Origin of the sequence: Flavobacterium sp. Root420 (assembly GCF_001427905.1) — a bacterium.
Taxonomy (GTDB): Bacteria; Bacteroidota; Bacteroidia; order Flavobacteriales; family Flavobacteriaceae; genus Flavobacterium.
The window spans coordinates 15,654-40,983 of record NZ_LMEF01000011.1; the positions used below are offsets into that span (position 1 = coordinate 15,654).

The following is a 25,330-nucleotide window of genomic DNA, read 5'->3' on the forward strand; positions in this document are numbered from 1 at the left end:
TATTTCAAACAAATAGATTAAATTTGTATGAAATAACAATCATTAGTAACATTAGTAACATTAGTAACATTAGTAACATTAGTAACATTAGTAACATTAGTAACATTAGTAATACTAGTAGCTTTAGTAATATATTGCAAAGATGAACAGGAAGAAACAAATCATTTATCCTAAATATAAGGAGGTGATGGAACAAATGGGAGAGAATATTAAACTAGCGAGAAAAAGACGTAAACTTACCACTAATCAATTAGCTGAACGTGCAGATATCGCAAGATCTACATTGTATCTAATAGAACAGGGAAATGAAGGTGTAGCTATGGGTGCTTATTTTAATGTACTTCGGGTCTTAGGTCTTCATGAGGATTTTCTTAAACTTGCAGCGGATGATACCTTTGGACGAAAATTACAAGACTTAGAGTTATTATAATTAGAAGAGATGGCACAGAACAAATTTGACATATATGTTTACGCACATTGGATAGGTATGCAGGAACCTGAGTTAACAGGCGTACTGTCGGCACATTTTGCCAAAGGCAAGAAATCATTCAGCTTTGAATACGATAGAACATGGATTAAATCAAAAGATCAGATCCTTTTTGATCCGGATATTCAGTTTTATTCAGGTCCACAATTCCCGAGTGATAAAGAAAACTTTGGAATTTTCCTTGATAGCATGCCAGATACATGGGGGCGAACACTAATGAAAAGAAGAGTCAGCCAGCAGGCAAAAGAGAATGGAGAAAAACCACGAACACTTTACGATATAGATTATCTTCTTGGTGTTTACGATGAAAGCCGCATGGGAGCGTTGCGTTTTAAGACTGAGCTCGACGGACCATTTTTAGACAATAATAATACAAGCCCTACTCCACCGTGGTCTTCCATCCGTGAACTTCAGAACGCCGCAAAAATGCTGGAGAATGACGATGATAACAAAGAGATCCAAAAATGGCTCTCTGTTCTCATGGCTCCAGGATCTTCTCTTGGAGGAGCTAGGCCAAAAGCTAATATTCTTGATGAGAATAAGGAGCTTTGGATAGCAAAATTCCCTTCAAAAAATGATACGATTGATAAGGGAGCATGGGAAATGCTTGCCTATGAACTAGCACTTAAAGCGGGCATAAATATGGCGCCGAGCAAAATTGAGAAAATTGCCGGCAAGTACAACACTTTTTTCACAAAGCGTTTCGATCGGGAAAAAGAGCAAAGAATACATTTTGCGTCGGCAATGACGATGACTTCTAATAGTGAAGATACAATTCGCGATAATATGCCAAGCTATCTTGACATTGCTGATTTTATTCAAAACTATGGAGTGAATATTAATGAAAACTTACAGCAGCTATGGCGCAGGATAATTTTTAATATTGCCGTTTCTAACACTGATGACCACCTTAGAAATCATGGATTCATATTAACTAACGAAGGATGGATACTATCTCCGGCTTATGATATTAATCCCTCAATAGATAAGGATGGCCTTGCCTTGAATATTGATACTAACAACAACGAGCTTGATTTTAATCTTGCAATAAGTGTTGGAGAATATTTTAGGCTAGATAACAGCCAAATGGATAAAATCATAAATGAAGTTATTGAAGCCGTAAGCAACTGGAAAGTTATTGCGCAAAAAATTGGAATCTCTAGGGCAGAACAAGAATTAATGACTGCCGCATTCATAGTATCTTAATGCTAGTATTAAAGTAAATTTTCAATTATATTCAAAAGCATATAATCAGGTGAACAGTAATATATCGGAAGTAGCCGTAATAATCTATTGTCATTAAACACAAATACAAATAAGTACATCAGAAATTAATTATATTATAAAAAAATGTATTTTTGCCATATTAAAAAAACAAAATTATAACCTATTAAAAAACAAGGTATTACACACTAAATTAGTACGCTGAAAGTTTGTGGCAGAATCGTGGCGCAGCGGGTAAAAAAGTATTAGAAATGCAGTATAAAAGCGGGATGCGGAGGTTAGGTTCGAATCCCTCTTTCTCCGCCAGTAGAAGTTTCAAAAGAAACTTTAAAAATCAAAAGCCTTTAAACACTAGTGTTTAAAGGCTTTTTCGTTTTTACACACTTTTCAAAAAGCACATGTTTTATTAAAGAATGGTTACCCTATCCCTAAAGGCTTCCAAGATGCGGTCAATTCTTTAGCACGTTATAAACGTGAAAATACAAAAGAGACTAAAACTCCAGACCATCAAGTTGACTTTACTGATCTGGATGCTTGGAAATTTGAATCAATTGCTGCTTGGAGCCATATAACAATCAGCGAAAAATCTCTAAGAATCCTTTGGCTATACTCATATGCCTATTTTAATTATTATCAAAAAGTTTTTTTTGGGCTAAAACCTATTGGCCAGACAATTAATTTAGCAGAAAGAGACGAATTAAAAGAAGCATTAAAAGCGCTGAAGTCCGCCACAAATCAGTTAACTTTAAATAACGAAACTTTTACCCTTGTAGAAATACCCGAATTGGAAAAGCATGTTGTTCTAAAACCTGAATCAGCTGAATACTTGTTTGATACTGTTCTTGCTTTCTATTATTTTCATGAAGTTGGCCATTTATTAGCAAAAGATTTACCATTTGATAATTCAATTTCAGAAGAAGTTTTTTGTGATGATTTTTCGATAGATTTATTGTTATCAAATTGCAAAACTGATGAATTGAAATGGAGAAAGCGCGGAATAGCACTAGGGTTAACATTAATGAACGTAATAGGTATGCACACAGGTTTTTATGATGGATTAGATCATCCATTTGCATACGACCGAATATTGAATAGTTTAGAAAAGAAAATCGACAAAGATGATGATGAACTATGGGGCTGGGTTACAGCATTATTTGCTTTGCACATGACTGAAAACAATATTGAACAGCCTACTAAGGAATTCGAAAATTTTAACCAGGCAGTTACTGTATACCGCAATATATTAGAAGAACATAGATTAAGCTATAAAAAATAATAAAAAACAGAAAGACACTAATTTATCAAAATTCCAGACAGTTAAAGCCAATAAAACCAAAGATGTTTTTCAAGGTTTCCCATCAATTTGCCGATTTTATTTGTTAAATTTACTAAGGTTAAATAACCGAAAATTTTTAAGAGTTTCCTATTGGTGCCCTTCTTTTTTGAAAAAACATAACACTCAGTGTTTACTGGTGCTTTCGATACAGGTGGTGGAGCCTCTTTGAAACTTTAAATTGAATTCCACGTGTGATATTCCTCTTTGGTTATAATACCTAGAAGGTATATGAATTAATATCACAAGCAAGACCGCTCACCAGCAATTTGTCGGTAAATATACCGCACATATCAACCAAATTCAGGATACTGCAAGTAGAAGCGGTATTGATATTTACAGTACATTGAATGAGAACTTTAATTTTCAACTTACCTGGTCAATTAATGTTTTTTTTGAATTTAGCTTTCCAGAAGTTACTTCATAAGCTGACAAATAGCACAAATTCCAACCTATAACTAAATTATTTTTTTGATCTAATCAAACCTAAAATTACTGTGCTTAGATAAATATTCTTCATGGTTTGGATTTACTAATTTTAGCACTGTCGAATTTACTAACATAGCCACGTTGATGTTTACTAATTTTATCACGTTTATGTTTACTAATTTTAGTACATTTGCATATACTAATTTTATCACGTATCCACACATCCTAATTTCAAAGAAAATTATAGTGTGGTTAACAATATTATAATTAAAAAATGGCGACACCAAAAGAAAGATTTATAGAAGCACTTACTTTTCTTAAAGACCTACAAAAAAAGAACATTGTTGGGATATATACTGATGATATCCCTAATGCAAAATATCGACAGCTATTGGTTAAAAACGGCTTTATCAGAGAGGTCTCCAAAGGCTGGTACATTGCAACAGACCCAAGTGAAAAAGAAGGGGAAACTACTGCCTGGTTTAGTTCATACTGGGATTTTATTTCTCAGTTTCTTAATAAAAAATATGGCGAGAACTGGTGCATATCTGCTGATCAATCACTGCTTATACATTCGGGAAACTGGTCAGTGCCACAACAATTAATTGTACGCTCCCCCGAAGGCAACAACAAACCAACCCCATTGCCTTACAACACATCACTTTTCAATCTAAAGACTAATATAGCATTACCTGATCAAATTGACATACAAAGAGGCATAAAGATGTACAATCTACAGAGTGCTCTTATCTATAGTAGTCCTTCGTTGTATACTCACAATGCAATTGATGCCCGTACGACACTTTCAATGATCAGGGATGCCTCTGAATTATTGCCAATATTGTTAGAGAATGGACATACCACACTTGCTGGACGCTTGGTCGGCGCATTTCGCAATATACATCGAGACAGAATAGCAGATCAGATTATTGAAACATTCAAGGCAGCAGATTACGATATTCGTGAAGAAGACCCATTTAACAACCAACTTGATATACAATTATCACCGCGCGAGCGATCGCCCTATGCAAACCGCATTCGTTTAATGTGGATGCAGATGCGTGAAAATATTATAAATAACTTTCCTGCCCAGCCCGGATTACCCAAAGACACTAATTCATATCTTAAAGAAATTGATGATATTTTTATTACTGATGCTTACCATTCCTTATCAATTGAACGCTATCGCGTAACACCGGAATTAATAGCCAAAGTGAGCAGTGGTAGCTGGGATGCAAAAGAAAATGAGGAGGATCGAAAACAAAGAGATGCTATGGCCGCAAGAGGTTATTACCAGGCATTTACACAAGTTAAAGATACAATTAAAAAAATTTTACAGGGAGCAAACCCTGGCATAGAAGTAGACAAAGATCATTCTAAATGGTACAGAGAACTTTTTGATCCAAGTGTAGCTGCAGGTATATTAAAAGCCTCCGATCTGGCTGGATATCGCAATCATCAGGTCTATATTGGCAACTCTAAACATACACCGCTTAACATAGAGGCCATGCGTGACACAATGCCAATTCTTTTTGAATTGCTTGAACAGGAAAGTGAGGCCTCGGTACGTGCTGTTTTAGGGCATTTCATATTTGTATTTATTCATCCCTATATGGATGGAAATGGACGAATGGGGCGTTTTCTCTTAAATGCTATGCTAGCATCAGGAGGATATCCATGGACAGTAATACCGGTTGAAAAAAGGGACGAATACATGCAGGCACTTGAAAAAGCTAGTGTAGACCAAAATATTATTCCATTTGCGTCTTTTCTTGGATATCTGGTCAGTGAAGGTATAAAAGGAAAAGCGGTAGCGGAATTACCTTCTTCCACGTAAAAAAAAACAATTAAAAACCGACCAACTCATTTGTCAAGCTTTTTATTATTAATGCATCATATAAATTCTAAACATAAATCATTATTAGCCTTCAACTTTTGCAGGTTAGTTTCGTAAATATATATTCCCAATAATATGAAGGAAGAAAACGACCTTAAATTAACCCCGCTTACAGTTAGACTACAAGATTCAGATACTTTAAAATATACTGGAACCGGTATAATTTATTCTCATGAAAGTCTAAGCGACAAGTTATATATTTTAACAGCGTCACATTGCCTTTTTAAAGATGGAGATAATTTTAAGGATCTCAGGGAAAACATCAATATTGATATTTATAATTCAGAAACAAAAAAGTACGATAGGCTTACCCATAAAATAAATCCTGACTTATTATTTAGGAATATAAACAAAGATGTTGCAGTACTTATTATTGACAAATCTGCAATCCACAGCATTATAGAAATAATTCCAACCATAAAAGTAATAAAGGAAAAAGATACTTATCAAAAATTTATTGTCAAAGGTTTTCCAAAAGCCACTTTTAGCGAAGAACTGGCAGTCTTATATCCTACCTGGCTTCAGCATGTTCCTTTAGTATTCATCTTTTGATCGGTTTAAAATTCTAAAGATAAAAGTTATTCCCAGATGCGACAGAACCTAATAGAACCTTATTATTTCTCCTTCTTTATTTAAAAAAAATCTTGCAATTCACTAAAAAACAGGTAGTATTACTGGTGGTAATCTCTTACATTTTTTATAAATTTACATTCCTAATAAAAAACCAAGCCAACAGTTTCTAAAAACTTACAACCCTGCCTTAGAATACGATTTTCTCTACAAGCCATTTTTTGTCAAAAAGAAATAAGTCCGATTATTCTGAAAAAATCAATTAAAAATAATTGGATATAAAAGAAGGATTTCATGATAAGAAAAACCCGAACTATAACATATTTTTCTTATCAATCTAAACAAATATTTAATTTTAAAATTCGATTACAAAACAAATACCAAAGCAGCAAATATTCCCCAAATATGCTCGAAAAAAAAACTATAATAATTGGATGTGACGACGTCATGGTTTTAACCAGGGTACTTAGTACCATATCGGCAATATCTGATTTTGTTTTTTCTACAGTAACCGTTTCAAGAGAAATGGATTTGAATAATACCATAAATTCTATAAATCCGGATCTGGTTGTGTTAGGATTTAAAAAAAATCAGTCCATATTGAATGATACAAATTTCAATTCCTTCAAAAGAAATATTCCAATACTATATTTAACCCAAAGTAATGAATGCGAATCGTTGTGCTGGTCAAAAGACAGCATCGTTTTTACTTATCCTTATAACCATATTAATAATACCGAATTTTTAATATATAGGATACAATCTATCTTTCTTCTAAAAAAAACAGAACCGCAAAACAAAACCTTTACCTCATTTGCAGAAGCAGCATTACAAAAAAATGACGGCAATACTACCAGAAAATTAAGTCATTATGTAATGGAACTCGATCAGAAAGTAGAAGTGCTGCTCAAAGTAAAAGAACGCATTTCTTACCTATATCCCAATGTAGACGACTCTACAAGAATAGAATTAATGTCTATCGTAAATTCTATAAAAATAGTCGCAAATGACACCAAACTCTGGGATGACTTTAAAATTTACTTTGAACAATCTAATCCTAATTTTTTATTGGCACTTGCTCAAAAACATCCTTCTTTAAGTTCTAAAGATTTAAAATATTGCTGCTACATCAAAATGAATATGAGCAATAATGATATTACAAATCTACTTGGCATCAATCAAGACAGCGTACGAACTCACAAGTACCGCCTAAAGAAAAAGCTAACTCTTGAAAAAGAACAAGACATTATTTCATACCTAAGAACAGTATCGTAATCAGATTGCGTATTCGTATTCCTTTTTCTTTTCTCTCTCGTCTCCCTTTTCTCTCGTCTCTTGCCTTTACATTTCTCTTGTCTCTCGTCTCTTGTCTCTTGCCTTCACATTTCTCTTATCTCTCGTCTCTTCCTCTTCTCACTATGCGCAAAAACACGTTGTCTACATTTTGTCTACACAAAACAGAAAAAAATATTTCTTGTATACGAAAAGTACATTCTCAAAAAAGTGCTCCAACTAAATTACAAGGTACTTTTACACAGATACTTAATCAGTATAATTAATAACTGGTTTCGAATGTTTTTAGCCCAAAATACCATGATATACAAATCGCTTCAGTTTACGAGTAACATACTGGGACAGTTTTTAAAAAACCGTTTCAGATTAGATGAAGACAAAATAGTCCTCAACTATCTTGTTGACCCAGATGGTTCAATACCAAAAATGAATCAGAACAAAGTTGTATTATCATTAATCAATATCGAGAAAGAAACCAACCAGCCTTTTTATATTAGAAATCAGAAATTAGAAACCGGAAATTACTCCAGCTTTAATCCAGTCGAAAGATACAATCTCGACTTATTGTTAAGCAGTAATTTTGATGATTATGACGAATCTTTAAAATTTCTGGATGCCATTGTCTATTTTTTCCAAATAAACAATTATCTCGATGCTTCCTCCTCTTCTTCTATACCTGAAGGTTTAACAAAATTGGAATTTGAATATGAAAAAATTTCATACCATCAAATGCACAGCTTATGGACAGCAATGGGAGCAAAATATCAGCCTTCGATCATTTACAAAATGAAATTGATAAAAGTACAGGCACATGAAACTGTCGAAATTCTTCCTGCCGTAACAAGTACAACTAATTAGCTTGCGATATGATACAAAGTAAATTCATGAAGATATTTAGTGTTCTGGCCTATCATACTTTTTTTGATAACAACAAATGCAATTGCCTGCACTTTATTCCGGATAATAAAACCGAAAATATACTGCAGAAAAGTGGTTTTAGAATAAATACAGTTTCCAATGGATTTGAAGTTTTCTATAGCGCAGCGGCTCCAATAATCAATATGCTGGATCATATTTATAAAACTACTTCACAAGATTATTTTGAATTTAATATAAAATCCAGTAATCAAAATTTTGTTCTTTTTACAGCACTTCCTATCAATTGGCTCGGACAAATTATTTACTCAAGCCAAAACAGTAAAAATAATAACGGAAACATCGACCTTATCGAAACTCTTGAAACAAAAGAATCAAATCCGTTTTTGGGTCAGTTAAAAATTTATTTCGAAGACCTGAAAAAATACCTCAATAATCCTGATTCTGTTGTTTACGAAATAAATTTTAAAGCAAGAGAAACACAATGGCAGTATTACATCATAAATAAAAATGCTGTTTTGCTCAACAATCCCGCCATTACAGAAAAAGGAAACATACAATTTGAAGGCCCTGACGAAGTCACTATTCAAACAGGAGAACAAGCGCTGCTTTTTACCTCAACCAATAAGCAAATGGCACTGAGCGAAAAACCCAAATACAAATTTGATCTTATCAATATAAACGGAACAAAAGAATTGAATCAAAAAAATACAAACTCTAAAATAATAATCAAGAGTTTGCCCATTCCTGATGTTTCCCGCATGAAAGTAATTCAAAATAGCCAAGGCAGTCAAGCAGCATCACCAATGTATATTTATCTATAAAAAACTAATAAAATGAACCTTAAAAATCAAAATCAATGAATTTAGCTACCATCCAAACTCCGGGTGTTTATATTCAAGAATTAAATGCTTTTCCAAATTCAGTTGTAGGAGTCGCTACTGCTGTACCAGCATTTATAGGGTACACACCACAAGCCTCTTACAAGGGGAAATCGTATACAAATGTGCCGGTAAAAATCAGTTCACTTGCTGATTTTACCAATTATTTTTGTCTACCAAGTCCGCCACCACCGGCAAATCAGGCAAAACAATACAGTCCTGAATACTATTTAGTACAACAAAAAAGCCAGCCCACAAAAGGTGATTATATTATGAACGGAGGGTCGTACTATTCGATACTTCCAGATCCTACCACAATCTATTACTTGTATAATAGCGTGAGGATTTTTTACGAAAATGGCGGCGGAGATGCCTACATTGTATCTGTTGGGCCTTACGGAATTCCTGCTCAAAAACCAATGGCACCGGGCGATCCGCTTATCAATCCAAATGTACAGTTAAACGATTTGCAAACAGGTCTTGCAGCATTATTAACAACACAAGAACCTACAATGTATATCTGTCCTGAAGCAACTTTACTAAGTCTTGCGAACAATGGTACACTAATGCAAAGTATGTTGAATCAGGCAAATGATCTACAGACAACAGTATGTTTATTTGACATCATTGGCGGCGATTCTCCAGATCCTCTTTTATACAAACAAGATATTGCCAATTTTAGAATGAATACTGGTACAAACGGTTTAAGTCACGGAATAGCGTATTATCCTTTTATAGGAACTTCTGTAATGCAGAGCACAGATATTGATTATACCAATTTGTTTGGAGGTGACTTAAAACAATTAGAACCTATAATTAATCCGGCAGGTTCACCAGATCCTAATATTACTGCAATTCTTGCTAATATTCAAAATCCGGACAGCGGTTTATCTATCGCCCAAAATAATAGTGCACTTGTAAATGCAAGCCCTATTTATTCTTTGATTATAAATCATGTATTGACAGATGCTAATATTTTGCCGCCTAGTGGTGCAATGGCAGGCGTTATTACAGCAACAGACAACCAAACCGGTCCTTGGCAGGCACCTGCAAATACTTCAATTACCGGAGCAACTTCGCTGACTATTCCTCTTTCAGACAGCCAGCAGGGACCTCTAAATATTGATGCTGTTTCTGGTAAATCCATAAATGTTATTCGATTGTTTAACGGACTTGGTATTTTAGTCTGGGGCGCAAGAACGCTGGACGGAAATAGTCTGGATTTTAAATATATCCAGGTAAGACGCACCTTGACTTTTCTTGAACAATCGTGCAAATTGGCTGCTCACGCTTATGTTTTTGCACCTAATACCAAGAATACCTGGGAAGCTGTAAAATCAATGATCGGCAGTTTTCTTACTTCTATCTGGAATCAGGGCGGTTTGCAGGGAGCTACTCCCGGAGATGCTTTTTCTGTAGCATGCGGATTAGGTACAACAATGACTGCCGAAGATCTTCTTAACGGTTATATGAGAGTAACTGTAAAAGTGGCACTTATACATCCTGCAGAGTTCATTGTACTTACATTTCAACAACAAATGGCTGCATCTAGTTAATAACAAACAATAAATTAAGTCAATTTATAATTTAAAAAAATAAAATATTATGGCAACAGATGACGGAAGCATACAAGGCGCAACATGGCCCATGCCAAAATTCAGGTTTGAAGTAGATCTGGGTACAGAATTAACCAAAGTAGCTTTTCAGGAAGTTACAGGAATGGATGTCGAAAATCAAATTATAGAATACCGTAAAAGTAACAGCCCTCTTTTTTCTGTAGAAAAAATGCCCGGCATTACCAAATACGGAAATATTACTATGAAGCGCGGCATTTTTGTAAATGACAATACTTTTTGGGATTGGCATCAACAAGTCGTAATGAATACGATAAAAAGAAGAACCGTTCTAATAAAACTATTAGACGAAAAAGGCGAAGTAACCATGCAATGGACTTTGAACAATGCATGGCCAACAAAAATCACCAGCACTGATTTAAAATCAGATGGAAATGAAGTGGCGGTAGATACTATCGAAATTGCACACGAACAGCTAATTATTTCAAATGGCTAGTGAGTATCCCGTAAGCTTTTATTTTACACTTTCATTTCCCGGTGTAGATGCGGCTTTTAAGGAAGTATCAGGAATTTCTAAAGAATTAAGTATTGAAGAAGTGGTTTGCGGTGGAGAGAATCGATTTAAATACCGACTTCCTACCATTGCTACAAGTCAAAACTTAGTTCTTAAAAGAGCCATAGTACCATTTGGATCATTATTAGTCTACTGGTGTGCCAGTTGTATAGATTTGGGGCTGTCAAACACCATACAGCCCCATACTGTGATATTGAGTTTACTCGACTCAAACGGTATTGTTTGCATGTTATGGACTTTTCATAATGCGTATCCCGTAAAATATGCTGTCTCTGACTTAAACTCTCAGGAAAGCGGTATTGTTATAGAATCTATTGAACTGGCTTATACCTATTTTGATATTTCTCCAATTACAACCGTTGCTAATCTATTTATGTAAAATTATGCCAATAGAAATAAGAGAATTAATCATTAAAACCGAGGTAGTAAGCATCAATTCAAAATACTCCTTCGGAATGAAAGAAAAAGAACTATCGATTTTGAGGAAACAATTATTGGAAGAATGCAAGAGATTAATTGCTGAAAAAAATCAGAAAGACAGCTATAAACGATAAAAAACAGAAATATGGCGAGCTTAGAATTAATGAAGATAACAGGATATACCGATGAGGAATTTCAGAATAAATTTCCCGGAAATCCTTATGTGTTAATGATTAATCCTGATAACATTAAGTTACAAAAAGCTATTGAATATAATGAGCAGCAAGCACCCGCCACGAGTTCGACATCGCAAAAATTTAAGAGTACGCCAAGTGATAAACTAAGCTTTGACACCGTTATAGACTGTACCGGAATCGTAGATTCTAAACGTACTGATATGTCTAAAGAAATAAAGGCTCTAGAAACAATTATTTACACCTATAACGGTAAAATCCACCGTCCGAATTTTGTAAAAGTACAATGGGGAGAAAACATCACTTTTAATGGTGTTCTCAATTCTATAGACATCTCTTATACTTTGTTTAGACCAGACGGAAGTCCTTTGAGAGCAAAAATAGCATTGGCATTCAGCCAATATATTTCTCCATCGACAGAGACTAAAATAATTGCTCCTAAATCGCCAGATCTTACTCACATTGTTACCGTTGTCGAGGGAATGTCACTGCCACAATTGTGTCTGCAAACCTGGGATGATGATTCTCTTTATATCGAAGTAGCTAAATTCAACAACCTCAACAAGTTTAGAAATCTGGATGGCATAAACAAACTACTATTTCCTCCTGTAATTCAGTCCAATTAATGAGTACATCAAACGAAATACCAAGTGGAGGAATTGTGACCTTCTCAATTAAAATCGACGGAAAAACGGTTCCAGACGAGGTATGCGTATTTTCTGTTCATGTTGAGAAAAAAGTAAACCGTATCGCCAGTGCCAAAATTGTGATTTTAGACGGTCAGGCAAGTACAGGCAAGTTTGATGCAAGTTCCTCTTCTACCTTTCTGCCTGGTGCGATAATTAGTATCGAAGCCGGATATGATGCAGTCAATAAAGTTATTTTTGAAGGAATAATCATGAGCCAATCCCTTCGTGTTGACAGCTTAATAGGATCTGCATTAGAAATTGAATGCCGTGATAAAGCCATAAAAATGATTGTAGGAAGAAAAAGCCTCACTTATTCGAATAAAAAAGATAGTGAAATCATATCTTCTATTATTGGTACTTACTCTGGTTTAAGTTCAAATGTAACGGCTACAAGTACCAAATGGCCGGAACAAGTACAATATTACGTAACAGATTGGGATTATATTCTCTCTCTTGCCGAAACAAACGGATTGATTGTAACCACTATAAACGGCAAAGTTTCTGTGACTGCGCCCAATAGCAGCCCTACATCTGTGCTTAGGGTAACATACGGAGATAATCTATTAGAATTTAATGCAAAATTGAATGCGGCAACACAATTAGGAAATGTAACGTCTAATACATGGGATTATAAAAATCAGGTTGTTATAAACAGTCAGGCGGCACCAAACGAAAAAGGAGCTGGAAATTTATCATCCAAAAAATTATCTGAAGTAATCGGATTAGCTGCTTTTGAATTGCAGACTTCGGCTTCATTACAAACCTCAGATTTAAATAATTGGTCAAAAGCTCAAATTATAAAAAGTGAATATTCGAAGATAATAGGCGAAGCAAAATTTCAGGGAACAAGTGTAGTCGATCCCGGAAAATACATGACTTTTCAAGGACTTGGCACCCGTTTTAATGGTGATTATCTTATTGCTGGTGTTATTCATGATCTCTCACAGGGAAATTGGGTTTCTGAGGTTTCTCTTGGTCTTTCCCCTCTTTGGTTTACAGAAGAGCCGGATGTTATGTCCCCATCCGCTTCCGGCTTAATTCCCGGAGCAAGAGGTCTCTTTAACGGAACAGTAAAAAAAATGTCTGAAGACCCCGATTCTCAATATCGAATCCTTGTAAATGTTCCCTTATTTGATGCAAATGGTGCAGGAATTTGGGCAAGACTTTCCAACTTTTATTCGACAAGCGGCGCCGGTGCTTTTTTCTTACCAGAAGTTGGCGATGAAGTCATTCTTGGTTTTTTGAATGAGGATCCTCGTTATCCCGTTATTCTGGGAAGTTTATACAGCGGCAACAAAATAAAACCCTTTAAAGGATTAGAACCAAACGAGAAAAACTCCATAAAAGCAATTGTTTCTAAATCTGGAATTTCGGTAGAATTTGATGACGAAAATAAAGTCTGGACCGTTGCAACTCCTAATAAGAATACGATCATTATAAGTGACAAAGACAAAAAAATAACGATCAAGGACGAAAACCAAAATAGTGTTGTAATGTCCAGTAGTGGGATCGATATGGCAAGTCAGAAAAATATCAATATCTCGGCACAGCAAAATGTCTCGATTAAAGGAATGCAAGGCGTAGTAATCGAATCCAGTGGCGGCGACGTAGCAACAAAAGGAATGAATATTAAAGAAACCGCAAACATGCAGTTCAGCGCACAAGGCGGACAAATGGCACAAGTACAAGGCGGTATGCAATTAACGCTGAAAGGCGCAATGGTGATGATAAACTAACTTTTACTCAATTAAAAATTAATTAATTAAAAAATATTTTGTCGTCCCGAGGAACGAGGGATCCCCATTAGCAGCTCGATATGCTGGATAATCTTTGTGTTAGTTCCTTGCGGAAATCCCTCGTTCGGGATGAAAGTGTTTTAAAACTCGTAGCGAACAAAGCTGCCGCAAAACTCATAACTCATAACTCATAACTCATAATTAAAAAACTATGCCTCCAGCAGCAAGACTCACAGATTTTCATCAATGTCCAATGGTAACACCGGGATTACCCCCTATTCCTCACGTGGGCGGACCAATAGTTGGTGCAGGAGCGCCAAATGTATTAATAGTAGGATTACCTGCTGCCAGAGTTGGCGATATGCTTGTATGCGTAGGGCCTCCGGATTCGATCGTAAAAGGATCGGCAACAGTTATGATAGGTGGTGTTCCCGCTGCAAGAATGGGAGATCAAACTGCACACGGAGGAGCAATCGTTCTTGGGGCATTTAATGTTATGATAGGTGGATAATTCAGAAAACAAAATAGAGAACGCATTTTTAGGTACAGGATGGTCATTTCCAGTGACTTTCTCTGCGGGTAATCATCGTTTGAATACTACTTCTAATGAAGCCAATATAAACGAATCTATCAATATCATTCTAAATACCCGTAAAGGCGAACGTACACTTGAACCCAATTTTGGCTCCGGTTTACAGCAATTTATGTTTAGAAAAATTGACAATACCCTAAAAGGTGAAATTATAGAAACCATTCAGTTCTCATTATTGCATTACGAACCCAGAATTGTCGTTCAGGAAGTTCGGGTAGCTTCAACAGATGTATTAAATGGCTTGATAGAAGTATTAATAATTTACGACTATTCACAAACAAATACCAGACACAATTATGTCTTTCCTTTTCATTTAAATGAAGGAACCAATTTAACCAAAAAATAATGATTGTAATTGATCAAAATAGCGCTATAAATTCACTCAACGAATCACTCGTTCCAAGTCCCTATTTAATAGACGGAAGAACAGAGCAGGATTGGTTGTACTTTCTTGCTGAATTTGGAAAGCTTATTAATTTTTACAACGTTAGCAATACTATCGAAGGCAACTGGAGTCCGTTTTTATTAAAAGATCCCGTGTTTTTGATGGCTTCAATATCAAAAACAGATTATAAAAAATTATACAGTATTTACAAAAGTAATTGTACAAAAGTATTGCAATCGGTTACAAATGATTATAGTATTTCTATAAAATCAAATGCCTTAGAGCAGCTTTTTGATCACCTTACGGCTGTCTATAAAATCATAGAGCGCTGGACGCATTACATGCAAAACACAGCTGCAATGTATGATCTTAAAAATTATATCCTGCATGAAGTAAAAGCAAAATTCAGCGTTGACTTTTGGGCTGTTCAAGACTTTAGACAACATTTATACAGCTTATTTATTGTTACTGCGGCGCACAAGGATTTTGCTTCTTTTAATAACAAAATATGGAAAGGAAATGACGATAAAAGACCATATTGGCAAGTTTTTGGATTTGAAACCGAGAACAGCATCTTTAAAGCATCAGAAGATAAAATTATTTCTTGTCTTACTATTCTAACCAAAATTGGAGATCGATTGTTTCATTTTCTGGAAACAATAATTCATCATTCATCCAATGAATTTAAGAAAATGAGCCTTAAAAAAAGTATGTTTCCAGATACGATACTTTTACGCTCTTTTATAAATATTCTAAAAATACAGCAAGAACAGTTCAACGGAATTTCGCAAAAGCACCTTGATTTTTATTATACAGATATTTTAAAACAAACCAAACTAAGCGCGACAGCAGATAGTACTTTTTTATGTGCTGCGCTCGCAAAAAACAATACGACTTATAATCTACCTGATAAAACCTTATTTAATGCAGGGAGTGACGAAGACGGAAATCCAATTTTGTTTGCATCACAAAAAGATGTAAATCTAAATCCTGCTGTTATTGTAAGCGTTCAAACACTTAGTTATCATAAACATTTAGAAACCTCTTCTTATAACCTGCAATTGGTTAATACCCCAACCAGTATACAAAAAGATGAAGATGGAAACATAATGAGCTGGGACACTTTTGGAAAACCAAACCAAAAAGAAGCTCCATTACCAATGGGTATATCATTTGCATCGCCAATGTTATTGCTGCGCGAAGGACAAAGAGAAATCACATTAACACTGCATTTTCATTCTATAGTAGATTTAAAATTATTTCAGGATGCATCTTATTATCTGAGCACTCAAAAAGATTGGTTTGAGATTGATAAAAAGGAACTGAAATTTGAGTCTGTTGTTACGTCTATCGGTTTCATTCTAAAAATAACAATAAAACTAAAATCTTCGCAGCCAGCGATAGAACCTTTCCTTATTAATCCTGATGGATTAGCTACAGACTGGCCAATGTTTAAAATTTTATTTCAGAATATTTCAAAACCCGGCGAATCTCCAAAACTGTTTTCTATTGGTATAACACTCGATGTATCTGATGTTACTTCATTTCAATTGTATAATGATTTTGGAGAATTAAATGCCAAGAATCCCTTCCCTCCTTTTGGGCCAATTCCGTTATTGAATTCAAGCTTTATTATGGGCAGTAATGAAATTTTGAGCAAACCTCTCGAAAGTCTGCGTATCGATATGAGCTGGGATAAACTGCCATGTAATTTTAAGTGGTACTATCATGAATACAATAATTATTTAAACAATTTGTATCCGAGACCGGAACAAGCCACGATTAAATCAAGACTGGGAAGGCATTTTAATAGAAAAACAAAAGAACAACTAGAGGTTGTCCTGCGTCCAAAATTTACTAACGAAGCCTTTATGGTAAATTTTAGTCTGCTTCAGGAAAAATCGTGGAATCCGTTTAAGGTAGAAAAAACAAAGAAAAAGAAAGACGATCCAGATTTTATGGTGGTAGAAAATGATGTAATTCCTGTTCATTTATTTGATCATGCGCATTACGACCATCATGAACCTTTTATTACAGGTTTGAGCAGTGTGTATAGGTATACAAAACCAAATCCTACTGTATTAGATCCCCATGTAAAAAACCATCCGACTATAAAACCGGATCCAAATATTCAAAAAACACCTTTAGTATTTACAGATGAAAGTTCCTCAGGATTCATAAAAATGGATCTCGTAGGGCCGGAATATGGATTTGGCTCAGAAATCTATCCAAATGTCATTACCAATATTGCATTACAAAACGGCTATAGAATAAGAATCAAAGACGATAATTTTCTGAAAGCCGCAAATATTCCTTTTGTGCCAAAAATCAAAACATTTTCGGCACATTATACAGCACATAAAACCTATGTATTTGATAAACCACAGGATTATCCGCTGCAATGTTTTTTGTATTCTCCTTTTTTGACTGATAAAATATTCGATCATGAGACGTTTCATGAAACCGACGAAACGAAGGTAAATACCGCTCTTGTAGGTTATTCGATAAAAAACCTTAAAAAAGGGCTGCCAATTTATCCTTCGTTTGATTATTCAGGAGCGCTATTTATAGAACTTGGCGATTTAATAACAAACAGTACATTAAACCTATATTTTCAGCTGGCGCGTAACATTGGAAATACTCTTCCTGATGACACCGTTACCTATTTTTATTTAGCCGATTCTGTCTGGAAAAAAATGGAAATACTTTCAGACGGAACCAATCAGTTTAACTGTTCCGGTATTATAGAATTACAGATTGCTGCTGATTGCAGCAATACAAAAAAAGTGATGCCCGGAACCAACAATTGGATCGCTGTCGCGGTTCACGGCAATCTTGATTCTTATTCTAAAACTGCCTTTTTACAAACCAATGGATTCTTAGTACAACGAACCGGAGATTCTTATTTATGGAGCAAAAAAACGCCTCAAATAAATAGCGATACAATAGTCAATCCCCAAAATGCAATACCACAGATAGCGTCATTATTACAGCCATTTGCTTCGTTTGGTGGTAAAGCTGCCGAAGACAAAAAAACAAGAGACCAAAGAGTCAGCAACAGCATTAAAACAAAAAACAGAACTATAACCAGCACAGATTATTATACGCTGATTGCGCAAAAATATGATACCGTTTATTACTCAAAAGTCGTAACCAAAAAAAGAGATAATACAAGTACAGTATATCTGGTAAAAAAAGCGGCTAACGCAAACGAAAGCGATGCTTTTATACCATTAGTAACAAATTGTCTTGAAAGCGAGATTGGACAATTTCTAAAAAAGAATACATCGCCATTTACAAAGATAAAAGTGTCCAATTTTACTCTCGAATATGTTTGTATTACAGCTTATATAACAGCAAAAAGCGGTTATGAATTAGGATTCATAAAAGCCAATGTCAATCAGGCATTAAAATTATATTTATCGCCGTGGATAACCGGCAGTAAGCCTCAAATAGAAATAGGTACGGCACTTAATAATGCTAAAGTAACCCATTTTATCAAAAATATAGAAGGCGTTGCAACAGTCGGCAAAGTATCTTTTTCAAGCAGTATACATCATCGCGTAACAGGCAGTGAAATTCATTACAAAAAAGACACCCTGACTCTTAAACCATACGGGCCGGCGGTCCTTTTAGTTTCTGCCCCTGCCCACAACATCAATTAAGGATATAATGGATACAGTAAATTATATAGTAAAAAAAGAACTCCCTTTAAGTCAGGATTTTTATTCCCTGAAAAAGGAAGCGCTTGATTATATACATACCCGTATTGGTACTGAGTGGACGAACTTTAACCCAAGTGATCCCGGAGTTACTATTCTGGAACAGTTTTGTTATGCCCTTACTGAATTAGGCTATTGTACTGATTTTAGTATTCAGGATATTTTAACTAATTCTAACGGAAAAATCGAAATCGATGACCAGTTTTATCTGCCAAACGAAATCCTTACAACGGCTCCGTATACGATTGATGATTATAAAAAATATCTTATCGACGGAATACAAAATATAGATAATGCCACAATAAAAGTCTACAACGATAATATATTTCCTTTTAATCGAGTGTATCAGGTTTATCTTTATATCAACCCAAATATTACTGATACAGACGATATCTGCAAATCGGCATTTTATTACCTAAATAAAAGCAGGAACATAGGCGAAATATTTAATTTTCCTATCGCACTGCAGCCTGTAAATTGTTGGCTAGGCGGAAAATTAGAACTCGAAAAAGATACAGATCAATATGCCGTTTTACTCGAACTGCAGGATAAAATAAGAGCGTACATATTCCCAAAAGTAATACAAACCAGTTACGGAAGTCTGGAGAAAAAAGGATATACAACAGCAGAAATCTACAATGGTCCTTATTTAAAAAATGGCTGGATTTTGACTGAATCTTTAGTAGACAGAAAAGAAGCTATATATGCAATAGATTTAACAACGGTAATAGAATCTGTAGCGGGCATTGTATCAATATCCGGCATACAGCTTTATCAAGACGGAGAAATGGTTTCTATGCTTCAATCTACATTAAATGAAATATTGCTTATCAATATTATAGAATCATGCAAAAACAAAAAACTGATATTAAGCTATAAAGGTAAAGAGCTTCCATTTGATCCATTTGGGCCGTTGCAGCTTAGCGTCGATAATTTTGAAGAAACAACAAATACAATCAACAATAACAGCAGTTTTGCTTTGCCCAAAAGTAATTTTAGGGATATAAATACCTATTATTCTATCCAGAATACATTTCCGGAACAATATGGTATTGGAGTTGATACGATAGAAGAAAATTCAAATCCGCATCAAATAGCTTTATCACGTCAATTGAAAGGATACTTAACCTTATTTGATCAGGTGCTTGCCAATCAATTTTCGCAATTGGCGAATATTTCACAGCTCTTTTCGTTTAAAAATTCGGTTTACGGTGCACCATCAGACGAGAAAACTTTTTATCAGTTAAAAGATAAATACGAGAAAGAACATTTGCAATATCCGGTTCCTTATCAAATGTTTTCACCAAGTTATTTTTATCAGTCGTTATATACCGTGCCTCACATTAAACCATTATTAAAAAACAATACAACCTTTAATTACAGCAACGGTGATGAATCTGCGGCAGCATTAATAGAAAAAAGCTGGTTCGAATATCAGCAAGATCCTTATAATCCGTACATCTTTGGTTTAATGAAACTGATGGAAGAGGAAGATTTAAATCTGGAACGACGAAATAAATTACTCGATCATTTGCTTGCCAGACACGGAGAATCGCCTATTGTAATAGATTCCCTTATCGATGACACATTTTATACAGGAGATAAAAGAAAAGATCAAATAATTTTGAAGAGTTTGTACCTGCAAAACCTTGGATTATTATCCTATAACAGGCAAAAAGGATATGATTATTTGAGTGCAAAAAAAATACCTCAGCTTATTCATGGAAATCTGCCAATAGTAAAGGAAGAACACCTGCGCATAAGAAATGAAAATATGTCTGATTTTGTATTTGAATCTGAGAAAATCAACAAAAAAGAGAAATTAAAAAAGTCTGATTTTAGCAATTTTTCGGCACTTGAATTAAAAATGAACCTAATGTTTGGGTTTAGGAATCTGTACTTAAATTTTGTTTCGCATGAATTAGATCCTCAAAAAAAACATATAGAAGAAATTTGTTTACATACTTCCAGAAAAATTCAGCAAACATTATGGCTTACAGAAAACAAACACGGATTTTTATTTATTGAATCAATTCTTATTTTAAAACAGTTGAGATTTGATTTTGAAATAATAAAAACTGGTCAAACTCATACTTTAACATATAAGCTGGACGAAACTAATTTTCAAACAGTAACAGACTTAAATTATATATTAAACACAGCCAAAGAAAGTGAAATAGATCATGAACTGTATCACGATTATATTTCCCATTCTGGCACAAAACATTATTTTACCCGTATCGATAAAACAATATACAATCTAAACGAATTTGTAAAAATAGGAGAATCAAATTATAGCTGCCGTATCACTATTCCGTCAGGAAATAAAAGAATAGCTGTTGATGCCAGAGTTTTTCGGAAAGACGTTTTATTGATCTTTCCAGATTTTATTCATCCGCTGCACAAACCTGAATTTAAAAAACGATTAAAACAGTTTCTTAAAACGAATTTTCCTGTCAATGTAAGTTACGAATGTTTGTTTTTGAGCAGTACCGAATTAGAGTGGCTAATTCCCATATACATTTATTGGTATGAAAGTTTACGACACAAAAACAACTTATTTATTCCTGAATCAGAACAACCTGAAGATAATGCTGCAAAAGCTGCGAGAATAAATTCCGTACAATGCGCTTTGAACCTTTTCAATAGTTTAACCTCAATTTTAGAAACAAAAAATGGAAGAAGTAAATAGCCATATTGTGTCAAGTCTAAAGTGGGATACTACTTTTGACCAGAAAGAAGAAGCTTACAGACTGCAGGAACGTTTAAGTACCTGGAGCAAAATTACATTGCCCAGAGAAGTTTCAAGCGTTTTTAATGAACTTTGCCCGCCGGAACAAAGCTGGATTATACAATCATTAGAACTCGATTTGGGCACTTGCGATTATAATGAGCTTGAATTTGACCTGAGTAACAAACTACGTAATTTATTACGTGAAAAAATAGCAGAACTTATTCTGTACCAAAACAATAAAAAACAAAACTTAATTACGGTTTACAATAAGGAAAAATCCATTTTAGAGAATCTTACCACTTTTTTATTAGAAGGATATTTGCCTTGGAATTACCAGAATAAAGAAGGTTCTGTAAACCAGATAATGGCAGAATTACTTCAGAACAACTTAGCAGAAATTGTTGTTATTATCAAGAAAACAGGAATTACCCATGAACAGGTGCGAAAAAGAATCGCCTGGCAGTTTGATGAGAAAAATGTAACCAAAATAATAGCAGCTCTTGAACCTAATAATAGTACGACCATAATAGAATTTACTTCGATTATGACGAATTTACAGTCCAAAGAAACCATTGTACAAACCAGTACAGCGAGTTTCAAAAAGAACCTTTGGTTTTTTATCCTTAATTTTTTGTTGTTAGAACGCGGCACACTTTTTAATAAACTTGCCTTTATGAAAAGTAGTTTGTTACAAATGGCAAACCATTACAATATTGCTTATTTAGATCTTATTTTATTGATCGAAAATACCATTATTAAACTATCAGATAAAACAACTCAGAATAACAATTTTATACTTTCTCTAAAAACCTTAACACAAGAGTTTGAAACGCAAAAAAGAGACAGTTTTCAGCCTGTAATAAGTACAGATTACTGGAATATATTAGAACATTTATTAAAAAACAAAACCGATAGAAAATCAAGAATAGGAAAAAATAATCTCAATGAACTCATTTTAACTTTAAACAATGAGAACAAAACCAGATTTAATGAGCTTGTAAATAGAGTTTTAAATAACGAGAGTTTATGTATTTTTTTAATTAAGGATTTAAATGAAGAATCGATTAAAATCCTGTTTTCAAGATTAGACAGCACTGCAGCTTCTCTTAATATTGATACTATACTCTATTTAAACAAATTAAGCACAATGCTTAAACTCAAAACTAACAGCAAAACGTTATGGCAGATAGGAATTGTTTTTCTTATGAATAATAAAAAGGCAAATAATGCCGCATTCCTGCTGTTTTGTATCAAAGAATTGAGCAAAAGAAACAATATAAATCCTGAGCAATTATTAGAATTATATACAAGTACCAAAATTCCTGCTGAAATAAAAAATAGTAATTCTATAGAAATCTATACAAAACTTAATGAAATCTACTACAATGAAATAAACCGCAATAGTTCTAATTATCCGGCTGTACATCTTAAAACTTTGATTACTAAAATAGAAATGCAGCTACAAAAAAAATCATATAAAAATGAACTTCTTGCAGAGCTGCAAAGAGTACTTATCAAGAACATTGCGCTTCACCCTAAAATGGCATTTGAAGTAATGCTTTCTTATGGAAACAAGGAATTTCTAAAAAAAATACTGCAATTAGTTCTTAACCGTGAGCTGCTGCAATTATTGGTAAAAAAAGCAAATTACGAAAAGACAAAATTAGTGCAGACGATACAAGTTGTATATGAAATTCTAAACACAAAGGAAAAATACGATTTTCCCGAAGAACTTCTCAATGATGATTTATTATTGGTCGGAATACAGGAAATCCTGCTGCATCCAGATCATAATTCGTCGTTGTTTCTGGAAACCATCATAATTCAATTATCAAAAAAAGTAACCACTACAAAACGTAAAGATTACTTCCTATTTATTACAAAATTGGTACAATCAAAAAGAATCAAATCTTTTGGCATTGCTATCAAGAAAACCTTTATCAATCAGTTAAAAAAGAATGATGCACTCGCTGTTACAGAACTCGCATTATTGATTCAGACTACTTCACCGCAGGCGCAGGCAGAAGTAGCGCATTTACTGCACACGAATTTTAATGATTCTAAATTTACAATGTTGCGAAAACAAGATAAAAAACAGAGCGAAAACATCATTCTTTATTTTCTGAAAAATGGAATTTCAATAAAAAACAACTGGATTAAAAAACATACTAAAAACAGTACATCAGCATCAAAAAGTAAAACAACTTTAGAGTTAAATGAAGTATTCTGGAAAACGATTTTAAAATATTCCGCTTATAAAGGAAACGAAATCCTTTTTGAAAAACTGCTGGAAAAGGCTTTTACAGCATACTTAAAAGACAGTAAAATCAATATTGAGAATCAGGTATTAAAAGAAATGTATCCTTTTGAAAAAATGGGAATTGATTTTTTAAGCAGCACTTCTTTTGATGAAAAAACCAATGAAAATTACATTCCGGAAAACAAATTAATTTTCGATAAAACAACTTTAAATAAAAATCTAAAAACGAGTAAAAACAGCACTGTATTTCCAGAGCAAAAACTAACTGCAAAAAAAAGATACGACTGGTATACGCTTCTTATTTGCGAGAAACAAATACCAATTGATATAGCCGTTTCGGGAACATACGAGATCAAAGAACTGTTGAATGAAATCATCTTAAAAGATCCTGAAATTTTCTTTAGAATTATCAAAAAAGAGTTTATTCCAGAAGCACAAATAGATTGGCTGAGCCGAAATATTAGAATTAATTCGCTTTGTAATGCGATCAGCCAGCTTGATAAAAACAAAGAATCTTATTTACGAATTCTTGAAAAGTTCTATACCACACTTGGGATTATCAATATTCAGGGAATTTCTTCGAAAGAAATACAAAGCATTTTGCTGAGAAAGCTTTTAAACGCTGCTACAAATGACAATTGGAGAATGATTTCCGTTGAGAAAATCTGGCATGAATTAATTTGGGAAACTGCGACTAAAAAAGGAGTTGACAAGAAAAGTTTCTTGCTCGTAATCGAAAAGTATATCTATCAGTTTCCGCTGGCTTTACAGCTTAGTTTCAGAGAAGTTGTAAATAAAGAAAAGCAAATCGTTCAAACTGCAAAAAACATAGAAATCCTTGCAAATATTGAGAAATTACGAATTAATAAAAATCCAAAAACGTCGCTAAAAGAAGGAATTGCGGTACGAAATGCCGGAATCGTGATCTTGAACAGTTATATCGTAATGCTTTTTGAACGTTTGGGACTGGTAAAAAACAACCAATTTATTACTCCCGAAAATCAGATAGATGCTGTACAGTATCTGCAATATGTTATTACGGGATTAAGCAATACCGAAGAAACTTTTCTGCCATTGAATAAAGTCCTGTGTGGTCTGCCTCTCACCCACGCAGTTCCTGATGAAATTGAGATTCCTGAAGAAACTCAATCATTGATTCAAGGTTTAATAAAAGCAGCAATTTCATACTGGACAGCGATAGGCGATTGCTCAATAGACGGTTTTAGGGGGAACTGGCTTGTTCGCGATGGAATTCTGGTAGAATTAGCAGACAAATGGGAACTTACGGTAGACAAAAGGGCTTATGACATCTTGATTAATAAATCGCCGTTTGCATTCTCGATCATAAAACACCCGTGGATGGAAAAACCACTGCATGTGATCTGGCCTTATTAAATAGCGCTGAGGAAAGAGGAAAGAGGAAAGAAACACATTTCTCTCATATAGCTATATGTCCTTAA

19 protein-coding genes are annotated in these 25,330 nt (G+C 34.3%); all 19 read left to right on the forward strand.

From position 1 onward, the window contains the following. Nucleotides 1-142 precede the first annotated feature (142 nt). The 19 genes from ASC72_RS07540 (at nt 143) to ASC72_RS07630 (ending at nt 25,265) form a co-directional block, all read left to right on the forward strand. Nucleotides 143-430 (forward strand): helix-turn-helix domain-containing protein, encoded by a 288-nt coding sequence (locus tag ASC72_RS07540; RefSeq protein WP_056189192.1) that lies wholly within the window; start codon nt 143-145, stop codon nt 428-430. Between the two features lie 9 nt (nt 431-439). Continuing rightward, nucleotides 440-1,693: a type II toxin-antitoxin system HipA family toxin gene (locus ASC72_RS07545; protein ID WP_056189196.1), complete on the forward strand. Its 1,254-nt coding sequence runs from the start codon at nt 440-442 to the stop codon at nt 1,691-1,693. A gap of 592 nt (nt 1,694-2,285) precedes the next feature. After that, nucleotides 2,286-2,987 carry a phage exclusion protein Lit family protein gene (locus tag ASC72_RS23610; RefSeq protein ID WP_256380472.1) on the forward strand — a complete coding sequence of 234 codons (702 nt, stop codon included), beginning with the start codon at nt 2,286-2,288 and terminating at the stop codon, nt 2,985-2,987. Nucleotides 2,988-3,747: 760 nt separating this feature from the next. Further along, nucleotides 3,748-5,310, forward strand: a complete 1,563-nt coding sequence (locus ASC72_RS07555) for a Fic family protein (protein WP_056189202.1) — start codon at nt 3,748-3,750, stop codon at nt 5,308-5,310. Nucleotides 5,311-5,445: 135 nt separating this feature from the next. After that, nucleotides 5,446-5,922, forward strand: coding sequence for a hypothetical protein (locus ASC72_RS07560; RefSeq protein ID WP_056189206.1), 477 nt, complete (start codon nt 5,446-5,448; stop codon nt 5,920-5,922). A gap of 423 nt (nt 5,923-6,345) precedes the next feature. Then, the gene (locus ASC72_RS07570; protein ID WP_131725795.1) at nt 6,346-7,215 is read left to right on the forward strand and encodes a hypothetical protein; all 870 of its coding nucleotides are present in this window, start codon (nt 6,346-6,348) and stop codon (nt 7,213-7,215) included. Between the two features lie 318 nt (nt 7,216-7,533). Beyond that, nucleotides 7,534-8,091, forward strand: a complete 558-nt coding sequence (locus ASC72_RS07575) for a DUF4255 domain-containing protein (protein WP_056189213.1) — start codon at nt 7,534-7,536, stop codon at nt 8,089-8,091. An 8-nt stretch (nt 8,092-8,099) separates the two neighbouring features. After that, nucleotides 8,100-8,933 (forward strand): hypothetical protein, encoded by an 834-nt coding sequence (locus tag ASC72_RS07580; RefSeq protein WP_206743208.1) that lies wholly within the window; start codon nt 8,100-8,102, stop codon nt 8,931-8,933. A 35-nt stretch (nt 8,934-8,968) separates the two neighbouring features. Beyond that, nucleotides 8,969-10,546, forward strand: a complete 1,578-nt coding sequence (locus ASC72_RS07585) for a phage tail sheath C-terminal domain-containing protein (RefSeq protein WP_056189222.1) — start codon at nt 8,969-8,971, stop codon at nt 10,544-10,546. 49 nt (nt 10,547-10,595) lie between these two features. Next, entirely contained in the window at nt 10,596-11,060 is a 465-nt protein-coding gene (locus ASC72_RS07590) for a phage tail protein (RefSeq protein WP_056189224.1), read from the forward strand. Continuing rightward, the gene (locus ASC72_RS07595) at nt 11,053-11,517 is read left to right on the forward strand and encodes a phage tail protein (RefSeq protein WP_056189228.1); all 465 of its coding nucleotides are present in this window, start codon (nt 11,053-11,055) and stop codon (nt 11,515-11,517) included. Before ASC72_RS07590 ends, ASC72_RS07595 begins: the two co-directional genes overlap by 8 nt. 4 nt (nt 11,518-11,521) lie before the next feature. Continuing rightward, nucleotides 11,522-11,692: a DUF5908 family protein gene (locus tag ASC72_RS24075; RefSeq protein WP_157849273.1), complete on the forward strand. Its 171-nt coding sequence runs from the start codon at nt 11,522-11,524 to the stop codon at nt 11,690-11,692. Between the two features lie 11 nt (nt 11,693-11,703). After that, a complete protein-coding gene (locus ASC72_RS07600) occupies nt 11,704-12,378 on the forward strand; it encodes a hypothetical protein (RefSeq protein WP_056189231.1) in 675 nt (224 codons plus the stop codon). Further along, nucleotides 12,378-14,177 (forward strand): type VI secretion system tip protein VgrG, encoded by a 1,800-nt coding sequence (gene vgrG, locus ASC72_RS07605; protein WP_056189234.1) that lies wholly within the window; start codon nt 12,378-12,380, stop codon nt 14,175-14,177. Before ASC72_RS07600 ends, vgrG begins: the two co-directional genes overlap by 1 nt. 211 nt (nt 14,178-14,388) lie before the next feature. After that, nucleotides 14,389-14,688: a PAAR domain-containing protein gene (locus tag ASC72_RS07610; protein ID WP_056189237.1), complete on the forward strand. Its 300-nt coding sequence runs from the start codon at nt 14,389-14,391 to the stop codon at nt 14,686-14,688. Next, complete coding sequence (locus tag ASC72_RS07615; protein WP_056189240.1) at nt 14,681-15,115, forward strand: GPW/gp25 family protein; 435 nt, start codon at nt 14,681-14,683, stop codon at nt 15,113-15,115. The genes ASC72_RS07610 and ASC72_RS07615 overlap by 8 nt, the downstream gene beginning before the upstream one ends. Further along, nucleotides 15,115-18,819 (forward strand): hypothetical protein, encoded by a 3,705-nt coding sequence (locus ASC72_RS07620; RefSeq protein ID WP_056189243.1) that lies wholly within the window; start codon nt 15,115-15,117, stop codon nt 18,817-18,819. Before ASC72_RS07615 ends, ASC72_RS07620 begins: the two co-directional genes overlap by 1 nt. 7 nt (nt 18,820-18,826) lie before the next feature. After that, on the forward strand, nt 18,827-21,568 hold the full coding sequence (locus tag ASC72_RS07625) for a hypothetical protein (RefSeq protein WP_056189246.1): 2,742 nt from the start codon (nt 18,827-18,829) through the stop codon (nt 21,566-21,568). After that, nucleotides 21,552-25,265 (forward strand): contractile injection system tape measure protein, encoded by a 3,714-nt coding sequence (locus tag ASC72_RS07630; RefSeq protein WP_056189249.1) that lies wholly within the window; start codon nt 21,552-21,554, stop codon nt 25,263-25,265. The genes ASC72_RS07625 and ASC72_RS07630 overlap by 17 nt, the downstream gene beginning before the upstream one ends. Nucleotides 25,266-25,330 lie beyond the last annotated feature (65 nt).